Below are 17,453 nucleotides of genomic sequence, written 5' to 3'. Positions count from 1 at the left end.
TAATAAAGGATACCACTATGAAAGAATTGCAAACCGATGTTGTTGTTATAGGCGCTGGCACTGCTGGTTTAAGTGCTTATCGTAATGCTAAACAGTTCACACAAAATGTATTAATGATCGAATCAGGCCCATACGGCACCACATGTGCACGTGTTGGTTGTATGCCAAGCAAGTTATTGATTGCAGCCGCCGAAGCCGCACACGCAATTGAAATGGCACCTGCATTTGGTGTTCATAGCTCAAAGCCTGTCATTGATGGCAAAGCAGTTATGGCACGCGTTAAAAGTGAACGAGATCGTTTTGCAGGATTCGTAGTAGAAGCCGTAGATGAATTACCAGATGGTGATAAAATTCGTGGTTACGCTAAATTTTTAGACGCAAACCGCGTACAAATAGACGACCATACAATTATTACAGCAAAACGCTTTGTCATTGCCACCGGTTCACGCCCTTCATACCCTGGCGTATTTAATAACTTTGGCGACAAACTTATTATAAACGACGACGTATTTGATTGGGATGACCTACCAGAATCAGTCGCTGTATTTGGCCCTGGTGTAATAGGTCTTGAAATTGGCCAAGCACTTAGCCGACTAGGCGTAAATGTAAAACTATTTGGTGTAGGCGGCGCAATAGGCCCACTTACAGATCCAGTAGTAAAAGACTACGCAAATACTGTTTTTGCTGAAGAATTTTTTGTAGATACCGACTCAAACGTATCTGACATGATGCAAGTTGGCGACAAAGCACAGCTAACTTACACCGACAAACAAGGTGAAAAACACACCGAACAGTTTGACTACGTACTTGCAGCCACAGGCCGAGTACCTAACGTAGATAAACTAGGCCTTGAAAACACAGGCATTGAACTTGATGAACGCGGCGTACCGCACGCAGACACACATACAATGCAGTGTGGTGAGTCGAACATATTTATAGCAGGCGATGCAAGTAACATGCTCCCATTGTTACACGAAGCATCTGACCAAGGTGCTATTGCAGGTCAAAATGCAGGGCGCTTCCCAGATGTACGTATAGGTCTGCGCAGAGCAAAAATTGCAGCTGTATTTAGCGACCCACAAATAGCAATGGTAGGCGAAAGCTACAAGCAAATTACTGACCGATTAGGCCCATGCGGTTGTTTTGAAGTAGGCGAAGTAAGCTTTGAAAACCAAGGCCGTAGCCGAGTAATGCTTAAAAACAAAGGTCATATGCGTGTATATGCAGAGCAAGGCACAGGCTTATTTTTAGGTGCAGAATTTATTGGCCCACAAGCCGAACACATCGCTCACTTATTAGCTTGGGCTGTACAAAACAAAATGACCGTACCAGAAATGCTTGATATGCCATTTTACCACCCAGTAATTGAAGAAGGGTTACGTACCGCCCTTCGCGACTTAAACGCCAAACTTAAATTTGGCCCAGACATTGTAAATTCATGTATGGAATGTGGCCCAGGCGCATAGCCTATTTACCACACATACAAACTTGCTAAGCAAAAGCCAAAACATCTGTTTTGGCATTTTTATGTATTTTTTTAAGCTGACCTCTCAAAAAAATTTAGTTGTTACACTTAATTGTTAATCGAATCAAAAAAGATAAAAACATCACCTAGTTCTAGCGCAATTTTCTTAACGTTAGATAGACTCTCTATATAAGCAGATTTGTATTATTTAATAAAGTTATCTCTGAGTAACGACACTACTTCGTTAGTACGACCATTTAGTACTGCTTTAAGGCCAAATAAAGCCGTAGAGGCTACCTGCCCTGCTTCTATTTTAGGCGGCATGACTAACTCCATTCTATTTACTTTTACTTCTAATAAAGCCGGTCCTTTTGCATCTAGCCATGCGCGCATCGTTGAAGGCAGTTCATCAGGGTCTGATACTTGCCAACTGTGCAAGCCAATTTGCTGTGCTAATAGAGCAAAATTAGGGTTCGAGAGACCTGTGTAACTATCAAGTAAGCCTTCTACCCTTTGCTCCATTTCTACAAAGCCGAGTGAGTCATTGTTAAAAATTAAAATTTTAACTGCTATTTTCTCTTGCACTAAGGTAAGTAAATCTCCCAATAACATGGTGATCCCGCCATCGCCACACATTGCTATTACTTGCCTATCAGGATATGCATTTGCAATTCCTAATGCCTGAGGATACGCATTTGCCATAGTACCATGCAATAAACTGGCTAAAAAACGGCGCTCTCCTGTAGCCTTTAAATGCCTTAATAACCAAACCATTGGACTTCCTCCATCGGCGGTAAAAATAGCATTATCAGTGGCCTGTTCACTGAGTAGCTGCGCCAGGTACTGCGGGTGAATAAGGTCAGAGTCGTGTTTTGCCTTTTTATTGTAGCCCTGAGTGTCTTTTTTCCACTGCTCAAGCGATTCATTCAAATGTCTATTATCTGATTTTTGTTCAAGTAGTGGGGTTAACGCAGCTAAAGTATCTTTAACATCGCCCACTAAACCAAGTTCGATAGGCGAACGGCGCCCTAAATGGTTAGCCTCTTTATTGATTTGCACAATACGGGCTTTTTCAGGATAAAATTGGGTATAGGCAAAGTCAGAACCTAAGCAAATTAACAAATCGCAATCGCTCATTGCTTGCACTCCTGCAAGATTTCCTAAAATCCCTGTCATACCAATGTTAAAAGGGTTATTAGGCTCTACAAATTCTTTTGCTCGCGAACTATGAGCTATCGGAGCGTTTAACTTTTTTGCCAAAGTAATAAGTTGATCATGCGCCTTTCGGGCGCCAATACCTGCGTAAATGGTAATGCGCTTTGCATCGAGAATCATACCAGCAAGCTTTTTGAGTTCGTCGTCACTTGGACGAATAACCGGTTGAGGCTGGTGAACCGACCAAGGCAAATCATCATCTATTTTCTCCTTAAATACATCGCCATTAACTACAACCACCGCCACCCCCTTGTGTGCCAATGCCGCTTGAGCTGCCTGGGTTACGATACGCCGAGCTTGATCTGGGTGGCTAATACGCTTACAAAATACAGAGCACTGCTCGTAAATTTTGGTTTGGTCCAACTCTTGTGGAAAATCCATTCCTTCCTCCGCCCTATCAATGTTGGAGGCTATTAAAACAACAGGGGCACCATTACGGTGGCTTTCAAAAATACCATTTACAAAATGTAAGCTGCCAGGTCCACACGTTCCAGCACAAACAGCAAGCTGCTCTGTCATATAAGCTTCTGCACCGGCGGCAAAGCCACCTACTTCTTCATGACGTACATTGACCCACTTTAAATCGGTGTGCCTAATCGCATCAGTAAAATGATTTATTGTGTCGCCAACAATACCATAACAACGTTTTGCTCCCGCTTGTACGAGAGTGTCTGCTATAACGTGTGAAACTGTTGTACTCATTAGTAATGTCCTCTTTTATGTGCTAATAACGTTGTTCCCATTGCATCGGTTAAATTTTTAATTGGCTTAAATGTATCTTTAGAAGCAGCTTCCCACCAATCGCAATACGCTGTATCGCCAGGGGTATCAAGCAAACTGTTAGGAGGTAAAAATGGATGGACTTCCATAATTGACTTAGATTGTGCTGCATCTATGCGCGTTATAATTTGATGGGGATCTAACTCACTAGGATGAACGCCACCGCAGGAGCCCACAATTTCACCTAATGCAGCTAACGTTTTAGAATGAAACAGCGCTGCTCTTTGTGATTGTATTTCTATATCTAACGAGCGTTGGCGCTGTGGATCTTGGGTGGTGATCCCCGTAGGGCACGTCCCTTTGTCACAACGCTTAGCTTGCACACAACCAATGGAAAACATAAACGCACGCGCGGCATTACACCAATCAGCGCCTAAAGCAATATGCTTAGCCATGCCCATACCATTATAAATTTTACCACTGGCACCGAGCTTTATATGCTTCCTTAACCCCGTACCCACTAACATATTTTGCATCATTACTAAACCATCCTCTAAAGGCATACCAACCCAATCCGACAATTCATTAGGTGCAGCGCCCGTACCGCCTTCTGCGCCATCGACCACAATAAAATCAGGGTAAATTTCAGTGCTAAGCATAGCTTTACCCAACGCCATAACCTCGTGGGGCATACCAACGCACAGCTTTAACCCTACTGGCTTACCGCCAGAAAGCTCACGCATATGTTGTGCAAATTCAAGTAATTCAACGGGTGTTGAAAAAGCAGAGTGCCCAGCGGGCGACAAACAATCTTCATGAGCGGGAACTTTACGGGTGCGGGCTATTTCTTCAGTTACCTTAGAGCCTGGTAACAAGCCACCATGGCCTGGTTTAGCACCTTGACTGAGTTTTATTTCAGTCATTTTTACTTGTTCACTTTGTGCAGTATCAGCAAACTGCTTTGGATCAAAATTGCCGTGCTCGTCGCGACAACCAAAGTAGCCAGTGCCTAACTCCCATACAATGTCGCCACCATGCTTTTTATGATACTCACTAAGCCCTCCTTCCCCGGTATCATGATAAAAGTCACCTATTTTAGCGCCTTTATTTAATGCCTCAACTGCTCTACCCGATAATGCGCCGAAGCTCATTGCCGATATATTTAATAAGGATGCTTCATAAGGTTGGCTAGATTGCTCATTACCAATAGTTACCCTTGGCTTAGTATCTGGCTGAGATTTAGGTGCCATAGAGTGGCAAACCCACGTATAACCATCTTCTTTTACGTTGCGTTCTGTACCTAAAGGCCGCGTATCACTTTTACCTTGCGAGCGAGCATAAATAAGATTACGCGCTTCAAAACTGTAAGGTGTACCTTCTAAATCATCCTCCACAATGTATTGGCGTAAAAATGGTCGTAAGTCGTAAAATATGTGCCTTATCCATGCTATTACCGGATAATTTCTAAGCAACGTGCTACTAGTTTGCAACCTGTCTTTAATGCCTAGTGCCACAAAAAAACCAGCAATAATGATGACGAATATTGAGAGGTAATTATAAGGATTTAAAAACAGAACTAGCACTAACACAATCAATGCACTGATCGGTAAAAAAGCGCGCATTAATAAATGAAAAAAAGAAGCCATTTGTTTCATTATCGTATTTCCCTTTCTTTTGAGTGAGCAAAAGCAAGGTGAAAGCATATACTAACCCAAGCTCGAGCAATTAATAATCTACTCTAGGGACACACTATAATAAGCAAACTGAACAAAAACTGATGAAAGAGACTAAAAAAGGAACAAACAAAAATGGGCTACGCTCAATCAACTAATAGCAATTGCATTAAATAAGTGATCTATTATAGCGCTAAGAAAATAGCACAATGACAAGGCAAAATTGTGGTGTATAAAGTCAAAATTTGATGATCATATACAAAGCTCCTAGAGTTTTTCGATATAGTTGTGTTGACCAAGACATAAACGTTATCAGAGGAGCTTAGTATAAAACTATATGGTGGGGTGGAGTTGACTTGCATTCAAATAATAGTGTAATTCCTATCATTAATGAACAGGGTGAAACGCTTAACTGCAATCGTTTAAATAATGACATCTCTGTCATTTTATCTTTTTAGCCCCTTATAAATACAAGCTAGCAGGACTTGTTGTTGAATCAACATTTAATTTGTATTGGTTAGTTGATGCATTAATAGCTGCAAAGTTTAAACTTCACTTAGCGAATCCAGCTGCAATCCAGCAATACTCTGGTTAAAAATATACCAACGAGCATAGTGATGCACGCCGGTTAGCTGAAATGCTAAGTCTAGATATACTCTCTGGAGGCTATATTTATCCCCGAGAACTCAGGGCTGTTCGAGATTTAATGCACAAACAAATGGACATTGTTCAACAGTCCACTAAAAACTTATTATCGGTGTAAAGTTGTTATATGCGTCATCTTGGTTATAAGCTCGGTAGCAACAAAATGACCGTACCAGAAATGCTTGATATGCCATTTTACCACCCAGTAATTGAAGAAGGGTTACGCACCGCTCTTCGCGACTTAAACGCCAAACTTAAATTTGGCCCAGACATTGTAAATTCATGTATGGAATGTGGCCCAGGCGCATAGCCTATTTACCACACATACAAAGTTGCTAAGCAAAAGCCAAAACTAACGTTTTGACTTTTTTTATAATTTTTTTAAGCTGACCTCTCAAAAAAAATTTTAGCTGTTACACTTAATTGATAATTCAATTAAAAAAATGGAATAGCTATGCCCAATAATAAATTTAGACTAGTCACTCGCAGCGATTTTGATGGCTTAGTTTGTGCCGTATTGCTCAAAGACTTAGACCTAATTGACGATATTTTATTTGTTCATCCAAAAGACATGCAAGATGGCAAAATAGACATTACCGAAAACGACATTACGACCAACCTCCCCTACGTTGCAGGCTGTCATATAGCATTCGATCATCACCTTAGCGAAACCGTTCGCAACTCAAGCGACATAAAAAACCATATTATTGACCCAAAAGCCCCATCAGCAGCTCGCGTAGTTTATGACTATTATGGCGGCGCTGAAAAACTTCCAAATATTTCTGTTGAAATGATGGACGCGGTAGACAAAGGCGATGCTGCTCAGTTTTCAAAAGACGAAATATTAAACCCAACCGATTGGGTATTAATGAACTTTATTATGGATGCGCGAACTGGACTTGGCCGTTTTCGCGAGTTTAAAATTTCAAATTACCAATTAATGATGAAACTGATTGATGCGTGTAAAGATCAGAGCATCGAAGAAATCCTACAAATGGAAGACGTAGCCGAACGTGTTGCTTTATATAACGAGCATAACGAAAAAGCCAAAGAGCAAATTTCTCAATGCGCTACCGTTCATAAAAACTTAGTAGTCCTTGATTTAACTCAGGAAGAAACAATTTACGCCACAAACCGATTTGTTATTTATGCCATGTACCCCGACTGCAATATCTCGATTCATAAAATGTGGGGCCTTAAAAAGCAAAATGTAGTGTATGCCATAGGTAAATCAATAACTAACCGCAGTTCAAACACCAATGTTGGCGAACTGTGCCTTAAATACGGCGGCGGCGGCCATTTAAATGCAGGTACTTGCCAAGTAGAAACAAGTAAAGCTGAAGCTGTACTTAGCGAATTGATTGATAAAATTACAAGTGATGGTTAGTTGTAAGCTGTTATCTACCTAGCAGCGAAATATAGTGTATTAGTATTGACTATAGCCTCAGTTGAGTTTGGGTTGAACCAAAGTTAGGATCCTGAATTCATTCCGGGTGTGGGTAAAATTATTGATCATACTTTCAACCATAAGTTGATTTATGTTTTCATGCAGCGCGATAGATTACGTGGCGAAAAGTAGCCTAGCAAAGCACGTTATTATCACCAATAGTGTTAGTATTGAGTGCCGACTAGCCACTGTTAAAAATAATTTTTTAGCAGTGGCTAGTATGTGTACCTAGTGTTTGGCGAGCAAGGTAGAAGGGCATAGTTAGTATGATTTAACGTCGAAGAAAAATGTATCCGATACGCAAAGTGACTGCTAAAAGCTCTGCTGGGATAGTTCGGGCGATGATTGCATCTTAAGATACTACCGTCATCATTTCCTCACGATCACAGTAGGTAATACCAGTAAATTCTGTGACCATGGCTGGTAGCAAACAAACTAAAAAACTGCCCCCCCCTCGCCAAATAAAACCCATATTAAAAACTTAAGGTAAGTAAAAACTTTAACGGATCCCTATCGCAGCAAAGCAAATTGCTGGAGCTCAACGAGACCTTAACTTTCGGCCAAGAAAATGTTTGGGATATAAAAACTCAGCAGTGGTGTTCGATAAATTACCTAGTGCGACTTAATTTACTAAGTGGGGCACTTCGAGTTAATTGGCGTCATGCTGCAGATTAAAACCTTAGCAGGAAAGCTCCTCAAGCCTCGAAGCAACAGTATTTTATGGGTAGGCATCGCTTTTTGACTCATCGAAAAATAACAACACGGGATCCTTTAATCGGTATTCATTCTTCTAATGCATAAGCGTTAGCATAAAAAGTATTATAACTTCCTTCTTAACGACTTAATCGATTAAGTTAAACCTTCATTCAACAGGTGCCGCGTGAGAATTAATACATTATTTTTTCGTTAAGATTTAAATGAATGATGATAACTTTCAAGCATAAAAACTTATTTTTTTAATATTAATATTCACTTTTAAATTCCTACCTCTAAGTTACTTACAAAAAAGCCAGTAAACACTAACAACATAGAGCACGCATATACTAGATAACCTTAATTCAAGATGAATTAACGGGGTCATTTGAAAGTTCATATATGCAATAGTATTTTATATTTATATTTTCGATTATTTTTGATTGTTAAATCGGTGAACCATTACAAAAAAAACTTAATCGTTTAAGTTTTTAAAAGAGTGGTATATAGTAAAAAAGCTAACATCATGTAGCGCGGGCATTATTACGCCCGAATTTCCTGGCTAATTCCAGAAGACAACCTTTGTTCGAATCGATTTCGCTATAAAAGTCACATATATTCAAGTGAATACAACTGGTTTTCACTCAAAATAATTGATTTAGACTAGGATAACAGGGGTCTTATTAGGCTGAGGCCATCCTTTTACGGGAAACAATTTTTAATTTAGTGAGAAGATATTGATGAATAGTAAAATAGGTAAATCGACAATCCCAATTCTGTGTTCATTTCTGGGCTTAACAACGGCAGCTGTTGCAGAACCTTATCTACAGCCGGGTCCCGAGCCGACATTTCACACCCAAGAGGCATTTGCACCTGAGAGTAATTTCACTGCGAAGTGGACGCGGGCTGATGCACGCCAAATCAAGCGAATGTCTGATCCGACGGCTGGTTCACGTCAGAATTCGATGCCTGAAGAATACACTATGCCTGACATCCCGCAGAACTTCCCTGACATGTCGAACGAACAGGTCTGGGTATGGGACTCTTGGCCTCTGACTGACGAGGATGCTAATCAGTACAGTGTCAATGGACAGGAAATCATTTTTTCTTTAGTAGCCGACCGTAGCCTTGGCTTTGATGACCGCCACGTTTACGCAAAGATCGGCTACTTCTATCGGCCGGCTGGGATTTCCGCTGACCAACGCCCCGAAAATGGTGGTTGGACCTATGGTGGTCTCGTGTTCGATGAAGGTGTCACCGGTGAAATTTTCGAAGACCAGTCTTACAGCCACCAGACCCAGTGGTCAGGCTCGGCGCGTATTTTTCCGGGTGGCGAAATAAAGTTATTTTTCACAGATGTTGCCTTCTACCGTGATCAAGACGGTGGACCGGACATCAAGCCTTACGACTCTCGGCTCGCGCTAAGCGTAGGCCATGTGCATGCTAATAAACACGGCGTGAGATTCACCGGTTTCAACAAGGTTACGTCGCTACTCGAGGCTGACGGCACTTACTACCAAAATGCTGAGCAAAACCCTTACTATAACTTCCGCGACCCGTTTACTTTCGAAGATCCGGCTCATCCAGGTGAGACCTATATGGTATTTGAGGGCAACTCGGCCATGGACCGGACAACTGCACAGTGTGATGCGGACGACCTTGGCTACCGGGACGGCGACCCTTATGCAGAAACCGTAACCCAAGTGAATGCATCGGGTGCGCCCTTTCAGATCGGTAACGTCGGTCTGGCAAGGGCTACGAACGACGACCTAACCGAGTGGGAATTTCTGCCGCCTATTCTATCTGCAAACTGTGTCACCGATCAGACTGAACGACCGCAGATCTACCAACAAGATGGCAAGTACTACCTTTTCACTATTAGCCACAGCACCACATACGCAACAGGTATTACTGGCCCCGAGGGCGTATATGGTTTCGTAGGCAACGGTATTCGCAGCGATTACCAGCCGATGAACCAGGGATCCGGACTGGTGCTGGGTAACCCAACGAACCTCAACTACTGGCCGGGTAGTCCGTTTGCGCCAGACTATAATCAGCATCCAGGTCAATTCCAGTCGTACTCGCACTACGTGATGCCTGGGGGCTTGATCCAATCGTTCATCGACACGATCGGCACTCAAGAAAATTTTCGTCGCGGTGGGACGCTTGCACCTACAGTCAGGATAGAAATCAACGGCGACTCGTCAGAGGTTGATTATTCCTATAGCGTAAATGGTTATGGGCTAGGTGGTTGGGCCGATATCCCTGCAAACCTTAATGTGAATTCGGGTGGACAGATCAAGCCTCTAAAGAAATAGCTTTAGTAAATTAATCTATACAGCCCTTATCGGTGGGAAGAGGAGATGGCGATGTACCGGCGTATCCTCTTCTCCCTTGTTTGTAAATGGCAAATAAAGGTATGCTCGACTTATTCGACAGTCTCTCGAACTGTCGCTCTGTTTTTTTGTTTTACAGCAGTGATTTCTGAAGCACTGCATTTCCTTATTTTACAAGTTTTTCGTACTGCCCAATATCATCTATCATGCTCAATGAGTACCTTTGCGCAATTACATTGCTTTGTAATCGGTGCTCCAATAAGGGGAATTATGAACCACAATCTTATTTTAATATTTGCAAGTCGCTGGTATATGACAATTTGCGTGTTGGTCGTGTTGTTCTGCTCAGGAATGTCGCTGGCCGTCGAATTAGGTTCTGAAGCAGCGTTTAGCTCTTCACCGTTGCCTCTGTTGACAGAAGAATCATCTAAATACAAGCGCCCAGCTAATTGGGCGAGATATCGGCCCGCGGTGCACCTAACCCCCGCCAAACACTGGATGAACGATCCCCAGCGTCCAATTCTGATTGACGGTATCTGGCACTACTATTACCTCTACAATGCCGATTATCCCATAGGAAACGGTACTGAGTGGTACCACGCGACCTCGGTTGATCTTGTGCACTGGCAAGATCACGGTGTGGCAATCGACAAATACAAGAACGGCCTCGGCGACATTGAAACCGGTAGCGCAGTAATTGACATCGATAACACTGCAGGCTTCGGCCCTGGCGCTGTAATCGCCATCATGACTCAACAACACGAGGGTGTACAGCGCCAGTCGCTCTTTGTCTCGACTGACGGCGGCTATCGATTTAAGGCGTACCACGACAATCCTGTCATGGACAACCCTGGATCCGAGCATTGGCGTGATCCTAAGATCATCTGGGACGACACGCGCAATGAATGGCTGATGGTGCTGGCTGAGGGTCATAAGATCGGCTTTTACACGTCGCCCGATTTGAAGCATTGGAAGTATCAGTCTGGGTTCGAGCGCGACGACCTTGGGATTCTGGAATGTCCCGACCTATTCCAAATGTCGGTCAACGGTGACAGTGCAACTACACGATGGGTGCTGGCAACTGGCGCGAACGGCTTTAAAAAAGGAATGACCACGGGAACCCTGTACTGGACCGGAGTATGGGACGGAAAAAATTTCACCGTGGATAGCGATGAACCTCAATGGCTAGACTTTGGCGCCGACTTTTATGCCGCAGTGACATGGGAAGACCCACGCCACAATGACGCCGAACGCCTTGCTTCTCGCTATGCCATTGGTTGGCTCAATAACTGGGCCTACGCCACCAAACTCCCAACCGATGATTGGCACGGGGGGGCCAACTCGATCGTACGGCGCATCATGCTACGGTCTGTAGACGGTAAGCCGCAGCTTGTCTCGCAGCCCATCAATGCGATCGACAAACTTGAGGGTAATACAGTAGCTCGATCCAATATTCGGGTGATGGAAGCGTCGAAGATGGCACTTCCTCAGCCTCAATCCGATGCCTACCGACTCCGGGTTAAGATTGACGCTGACTCAGATGCTAAAGAGATCCACTTCCGTCTTAAGGAAGGCAATGGGCACTTTTCTGTCGTTGGATACAACTTTGCGAATGACACTGTTTTTGTCAAACGCGATAAGGATGCTATAGCCAATGCGATGCCCAAAGTTTACCGCGAGGTTCGAAAGTCCCCCGTACAAGCGCGCGATGGCTTTGTCATGCTGGATATCATTGTAGATACAACATCCATTGAGGTCTTTGTAAATAACGGCGAAGTTGTACTTTCAAACCTTGTATTCGGCGCTCCCGGTGCAAATGACCTATCGGTCGAGTCAATTGGAGGAAATACGGAACTGAGTTTATTTGAGCTAACCCCTCTCAAGGTTGCCCCGGTCACTCGCAGTAAAGGTAATGCGGGCTTGGGCCCTACTCCGTGAAATTTAGCCTAGATTGTATTTTAAGATGTTGCTGGTTATTGTGTGATTCATAGGTATCGTTTCAATATACTATCTCTCTATGAACAAAGAAACTCAACAGCTATTAAAGTGGATTGAGCTTTAAGAAAAAACAATGTTGTGGGTCTAGTTTGACGTCGTTGGTATATCTAGACCTACTCTTCAAATTGCTACCAGCGATACATAGAAAACAGCATAGACGTACTCACAGACCCCCAAGCACTAATATTTATTATCAAATAGAAAATGGGTGCTAGAAGCTCCAAAATCAGCTTCTACACGAGCATAACTTCCATCCATCACTTGACTCAATTCATAAAGTCCTGACCAAATACGAAGTAAAGCCAATAGTTTTTCAGCAAAAGAAAAATACTTCATTCGATAATAAAGGCCTATTCCTAGTGACTAAATTCAGATGGATACATGTAAAGTCGCGCCTGAATTTATCAGTACACTACCATTGATGATTGCTCTAGATATCGCGTGTTAGACGCCTTTAAACGTAGAACGGCAAACAATACACTTACCTTTGTCGATAAAGTGATAGAAGAAATGCCATTTCCAACACGACGGTACAAACTGATCGCGCAATGGAGTTTTTTGCTGAGAAGGTACTGCTCAAATTGATGGAGCATAACATTAAATTTCGTCCCAACAAATCAGGCTCTCCTCACTTAAATGGTAAAGTTAAGAGGCCACAAAGAATCGACAAAGGAGAGTTTTATTCGACCGTTAATTTGGATTTTGGAGATCTCAAAAGTTAAACTTTACCTGAATGACGGCATTACTACACTACAATCAGCAGCACGCTTACGGCTCATTTAGAGGTAAAACACCACGGGTATTGAATGTGAACGCCTTGAACTACATCACTTTGAAGAACGTTCAAGCTAACTACGAAACGCCTAAAAATAGTTAAGAAATCAATTAAACTATATAATATTAAGCCTGAGAAATTAATGCATCATTAGTTAAGCTGATTTTTAGAAATCTTTATCATTTATATTTTATAAAAAATCAGGAGTGATGTAGCGGTCAATTAATTTCAAATTTGATGAGGTTTCTACTTTCTACTTAACTTTATTGGCTAACTTTAAAAAACCTTTCGGCTTTTTTTACACTTTATTCTTAACTGGGCTATTCGTAATAAATCTATGCTAGTTGATATCAGTGAAACAATGGCTAGGTACAATTATAAGAGTTGAGTGTAATCCACTATTTAATAAACTCATCACGCTACATATGTGCTACTCAAGCATAACTCATTAAATTTAATTGGTAGCCCCTGCAGGAATCGAACCTGCAACTGCCCCTTAGGAGTGCATTTTATCAATGTATTCACATAAACCCCAATGAACAAGCAAAAACAAAAAACAAACTTAACCTGTTGTTTTATATTAGTTAAAAAACACAAAAACAATACACCATTGTTCTTCCTTGTTCTTTGCGGCACAATGCACCTGCTACATATGTGCTACACAGGAAAAGCCGCATGCCAATCAAAGCAAAAATAACATTGTCGAGTATTAAAAGCTTAACGCCAGCAGATAAACGATTAAATGATACAGAAGTCACAGGTTTCCATGCGCGCATTTCTAGTATTGGAGCAATCTCCTACTTCTTGTTTTATAGGCACAAGGGTAAACAAGTAAATTATCACTTAGGTTATGATGGGCAAATTACTCCAGCACAAGCTAGAGACTTAGCTAAAAATAAAATCGCTGAAGTAACCCAAGGGATTAATGTTCACGAAGTAAAAAAGCAAGACCGCATTAAAACTAAAGAATCAAAGCTATCTACCCTGCAACACTTTTTAGATGAAAAGTACTTTCCTTGGCTTTTATCTCGTAACCCCAAAACAGCAGATAAAACAAAAAAAGCATTCCTGTCAGCATTTAGCAAATTTATGGATTTTCAGTTATCGGCTATTACAGCATGGGAAGTTGAAAAGTGGCGTAATAAACGTTTGGCTGATGGGATTAAACCAGCAACTACAAACCGCCAAATAAATTTAATTAAAGGCTGTTTGAGTCGCGCTGTTGAATGGGAAGTAATTGATAGCCACGATTTACAAAAGGTTAAAGCTCAGACCGTAGATAACGCAAAAGTGCGCTATTTATCAAAAGATGAAGAATACCGCTTGCGTGAAAGCCTTGCTAAGTTCGATATTAAGCATCTAACGACTATCGTTATTCTTGCTATAAATACAGGTATGCGTAAAGGCGAAATTCTATCGCTTAATTGGAATGACGTTAACCTAGAAAATAAAGTGCTGACTGTAGATTTTCAAAATGCTAAATCTGGTAATACTCGCCACATACCTTTAAATACGCAGGCGTTTAATGTTTTGAGTGATTGGCAAAAGCTATCGGGGAATATTGGCTATGTGTTTAAAGATAGCAATCAGCAACGGATACTAGATTTTAGATACGATTGGGCGACTTTATTGGAAGATGCAAACATTACCGATTTTAGGTTTCATGACTTACGCCACCACTTTGCAAGTAAGCTCGTAATGGCAAGCGTAGATTTGAATACAGTTCGAGAGTTGCTAGGTCATAGTGATTTAAAAATGACGCTAAGATATGCACACTTAGCGCCAGAACATAAAGCAGCGGCAGTTAATTTGATTGGATAGGCATATGATTACTTAAATATTTACTATTATTTAATACGTCTTTTTATAGAGTATGCAGCCATATTCCATGATTGATATTTATTTAATGCTGTCTCCACTATTTTATCAATAGCGGCTCGTTCATAATTATCTCTATAATAGTCAACATCTTTTTTTCCTTCAATTTCAGAATTTAAACAATGTGCAATCATTCGAGGGTTAGCAACGCCTCTTGTCGTCCATTTTTTTATGCAATACGGATAAGCTATAAGAAAATAAAACTCTCTTTCTGAATACTTTTTATTGAGCTCATCTACCTTGTCAATTCCACTAAGCTGCCCTTTTAAACAATGCTGATACATTCGATTATCTAGCTGGCCTCGTTTAGTCCATTCCTTTTTACATATTGCCATACTATTTGATATATAGTTATTGCTTGGTAGAGGTTTTTGATAGGTTAATCCCATTTCATTAGCCTTTTTAGCCCGACGCACTTCTCTTGCTCTATCTTCAAGTACCGCGATCTCTTTGGCTTTTTTCAGTAATGCCTTTTCTTTGGCTTCTCTTTCTAACGAAAGCTGCCTTAACTCTGTTTTTCTTACCAACCTAAGATGTTCTAGATGTTCTATTACTTCCTTGTTTATTTTATTGAATTGATCTTTTTGAGTCGCCTTTTGTTCATTACATTTAACGAAAAGTTGAAAGCTTTTGTTATTTGATAATTTTTTAGGTCTGCATTCTTTAGATGGTTTGTAATAATTTTTCCAATCAAGTTCAATTTGCTTGGTTATCTGCTCTATATTCGAAGAGTTATTTAAGTTTTCGACAGCGTAAGTTTGATTAACGGTGAGCGTAAGAGCACACAAATAAATTAATTTATATTTAGAATATGAGATCATTATTCGTCCTTGATCAATAAAAAGAGAAATCTAACAAAGTAAATTATTACTATACCCTAACAACTCAGGGTACTAAGAAAAAATTGTAAAATATTAATTGGCATAACTATCTTTATTACTGGTCATAAATTCAAAGATAGCAATCAACAACAGATATTAGATTTAGATATGATTGGGCGGCTTTGTTGGAAGTTGCAAACATTACCGATTTTAGGTTTCATGACTTACGGCACCACTTTGCAAAGTGGCTAGTAAAGGCAAGTGTAGATTTAAATACGGTTTGTGAACGATAGATCATAGTGGCTTAAAAATGACGCTAAGGTACGCACACTCAGCGCCAGAACGTAAAGCAACGGCGGTTAAGATTAATTTACCTAAAGCAATAGCTTCCACTAGATTGTGCTTTTTCTTACATGTATATTTGAGGTACAGGAAAAATAAATTAAAGGACTAGTATGTTTAAAGTAATAAAAGAAAAAAGAATTTGGCTTATATATGTTGGTGGCAACAAGGCTATTTTACCTAATTACACATTAGGTATGGAAAGTGGGATTTGGGGTTTTGATTCGATACCAAAAAATGACAAACGATTTAATGAAATACAGCTAGGAGACACCGTTTTATTTGCCCATAAAATTGTAGTGGTCAATAAAATTTGGCCACAGTTTTAGAATCTTGATATCTAACCTCAGATTCATTTGGCGCTAAACCGGCATTATAATGATGCGGCCTAACGTTGTTGTAATATCCGTTGATATAATCACTAACGCTATATTTAGCATCTATAAAATTTCCATATCCAACCTTTGGCATCCATTCCGTTTTAAAGCTTCTAAAAAATCGCTCCATTGGTGCATTATCCCAACAGTTTCCACGCCTACTCATACTTTGTTTGATTTTATAGCGCCATAAACGTTGGCGATATTTTAAACTTGTATAATGACTACCCTGGTCTGAATGAAACATCAGTCCTGTCGGTTTTCCTCTGCTTTCATACGCGAGTTCAAGCGCTTTTAGCGTTAAATTAGTATCTGGCGACAACGACATGGCCCAGCCAACGACTTTACGTGCAAATAAATCAATAACAACGGCTAAATAAGCCCAGCGATTACCTACCCAAATATACGTCACATCACCGCACCACACGGTATCTGGCTCAACAACATCAAATTGTCTATCAAGCAGATTTGGAATTTCAAGGTGCTCATTACCGCCGCGTTTATATGAATGTTGAGGTACTTGGCAGCTTTCAAGCTTTAATTTAACCATTAGCTTAGCAGCACGATAACGACTCAATTCAAAATCATTGTTCGTTGCTATTGCCGCGATTGTCCGCGCCCCAGCTGAGCCGCCGCTCATTGCATGTATTGCTCTAACTTCAGCCTCTAGCCTTATTTGTTCTGGTGTCGGCGTTGTATCCCTTATAGCCCAATATTTATAGCTGCTACGATGCACATTGAATACGTTACACAGCACGCTAATTGGGTAACGCTCTCGTTGATTTAGTTTCTCAATTAACGAGAATTGTTCAGGGAGTCGGACATCAAGAGAGCGGTAGCCTTTTTTAATATATCCTTTTCTAATTCGATGCGTTGGATTTGCTTTTTAAGTTCGCGGATTTCAATTTGTTCGGGCGTCATTGGCGAAGCAGATGGTGTCTGGCCACTCCGCTCTTGCTTTAATTGAGTAACCCACTTACTGACGGTTGATTTACCCACCCCCATTGCTTTGGCTGCTTCTTCTTGAGTATAACTTTGGTCAACTACAAGCTGAGCTGTTTCTAATTT

Annotated in this window: 11 protein-coding genes and 2 pseudogenes; 9 read left to right on the top strand and 4 right to left on the bottom strand. The window is 41.1% G+C overall.

Going from position 1 to position 17,453, the window contains the following annotated elements; genetic code table 11:
* The first annotated feature begins 17 nt into the window (after positions 1 to 17).
* Positions 18 to 1,466, top strand: a complete 1,449-nt coding sequence (locus tag H5117_RS18640; protein WP_182672506.1) for a dihydrolipoyl dehydrogenase — start codon at positions 18 to 20, stop codon at positions 1,464 to 1,466.
* 203 nt (positions 1,467 to 1,669) lie between these two features.
* On the opposite strand, the gene H5117_RS18635 is transcribed toward H5117_RS18640, so the two are convergent.
* Both H5117_RS18635 and H5117_RS18630 read right to left on the bottom strand, forming a co-directional pair.
* Positions 1,670 to 3,382, bottom strand: coding sequence for a thiamine pyrophosphate-dependent enzyme (locus H5117_RS18635; RefSeq protein WP_165723556.1), 1,713 nt, complete (start codon positions 3,380 to 3,382; stop codon positions 1,670 to 1,672).
* On the bottom strand, positions 3,382 to 5,055 hold the full coding sequence (locus H5117_RS18630; protein WP_220490830.1) for an FMN-binding glutamate synthase family protein: 1,674 nt from the start codon (positions 5,053 to 5,055) through the stop codon (positions 3,382 to 3,384). The genes H5117_RS18635 and H5117_RS18630 overlap by 1 nt, the downstream gene beginning before the upstream one ends.
* 817 nt (positions 5,056 to 5,872) lie before the next feature.
* On the opposite strand from H5117_RS18630, the pseudogene H5117_RS18625 reads away from it, so the two are divergent.
* The 6 genes and pseudogenes from H5117_RS18625 to H5117_RS18600 form a co-directional block, all read left to right on the top strand.
* Positions 5,873 to 6,028 (top strand): annotated as a pseudogene (locus tag H5117_RS18625) (dihydrolipoyl dehydrogenase); the annotation flags it as partial.
* A 144-nt stretch (positions 6,029 to 6,172) separates the two neighbouring features.
* Positions 6,173 to 7,105, top strand: a complete 933-nt coding sequence (locus H5117_RS18620; RefSeq protein ID WP_002961341.1) for a hypothetical protein — start codon at positions 6,173 to 6,175, stop codon at positions 7,103 to 7,105.
* A gap of 1,493 nt (positions 7,106 to 8,598) precedes the next feature.
* Entirely contained in the window at positions 8,599 to 10,176 is a 1,578-nt protein-coding gene (locus H5117_RS18615) for a glycoside hydrolase family 68 protein (protein ID WP_002961343.1), read from the top strand.
* A 288-nt stretch (positions 10,177 to 10,464) separates the two neighbouring features.
* On the top strand, positions 10,465 to 12,132 hold the full coding sequence (locus tag H5117_RS18610; protein ID WP_259398141.1) for a glycoside hydrolase family 32 protein: 1,668 nt from the start codon (positions 10,465 to 10,467) through the stop codon (positions 12,130 to 12,132).
* A gap of 275 nt (positions 12,133 to 12,407) precedes the next feature.
* Positions 12,408 to 12,899: pseudogene (locus tag H5117_RS20745) on the top strand (DDE-type integrase/transposase/recombinase); the annotation flags it as partial.
* A 743-nt stretch (positions 12,900 to 13,642) separates the two neighbouring features.
* Positions 13,643 to 14,788, top strand: a complete 1,146-nt coding sequence (locus H5117_RS18600; protein ID WP_182738851.1) for a site-specific integrase — start codon at positions 13,643 to 13,645, stop codon at positions 14,786 to 14,788.
* Positions 14,789 to 14,814: 26 nt separating this feature from the next.
* On the opposite strand, the gene H5117_RS18595 is transcribed toward H5117_RS18600, so the two are convergent.
* Complete coding sequence (locus H5117_RS18595; protein WP_182738850.1) at positions 14,815 to 15,666, bottom strand: hypothetical protein; 852 nt, start codon at positions 15,664 to 15,666, stop codon at positions 14,815 to 14,817.
* A gap of 182 nt (positions 15,667 to 15,848) precedes the next feature.
* Here H5117_RS18595 and H5117_RS20740 point away from each other — a divergent pair, with 182 nt between their 5' ends.
* Together H5117_RS20740 and H5117_RS18585 are read left to right on the top strand one after the other, a co-directional pair.
* Entirely contained in the window at positions 15,849 to 15,959 is a 111-nt protein-coding gene (locus H5117_RS20740) for a tyrosine-type recombinase/integrase (RefSeq protein ID WP_310737177.1), read from the top strand.
* Between the two features lie 162 nt (positions 15,960 to 16,121).
* Complete coding sequence (locus H5117_RS18585; protein WP_182738849.1) at positions 16,122 to 16,337, top strand: hypothetical protein; 216 nt, start codon at positions 16,122 to 16,124, stop codon at positions 16,335 to 16,337.
* Here the strand turns inward: H5117_RS18585 and H5117_RS18580 are convergent.
* A protein-coding gene (locus H5117_RS18580) for an IS3 family transposase (protein ID WP_182738848.1) occupies positions 16,312 to 17,453 on the bottom strand; the annotation gives its coding sequence in 2 pieces (ribosomal slippage) (positions 16,312 to 17,234 and positions 17,234 to 17,453; 1,143 coding nt annotated over the 2 pieces). This gene is flagged as partial in the annotation. The two genes, H5117_RS18585 and H5117_RS18580, sit on opposite strands and share 26 nt — an antisense overlap.

The organism is Pseudoalteromonas sp. SG45-1 (assembly GCF_014164135.1).
GTDB classification, from domain to species: Bacteria; Pseudomonadota; Gammaproteobacteria; order Enterobacterales; family Alteromonadaceae; genus Pseudoalteromonas; species Pseudoalteromonas distincta.
The sequence above is the reverse complement of the archived record's forward strand: the minus strand, read 5'-3'. Positions and strand labels throughout refer to the sequence as shown.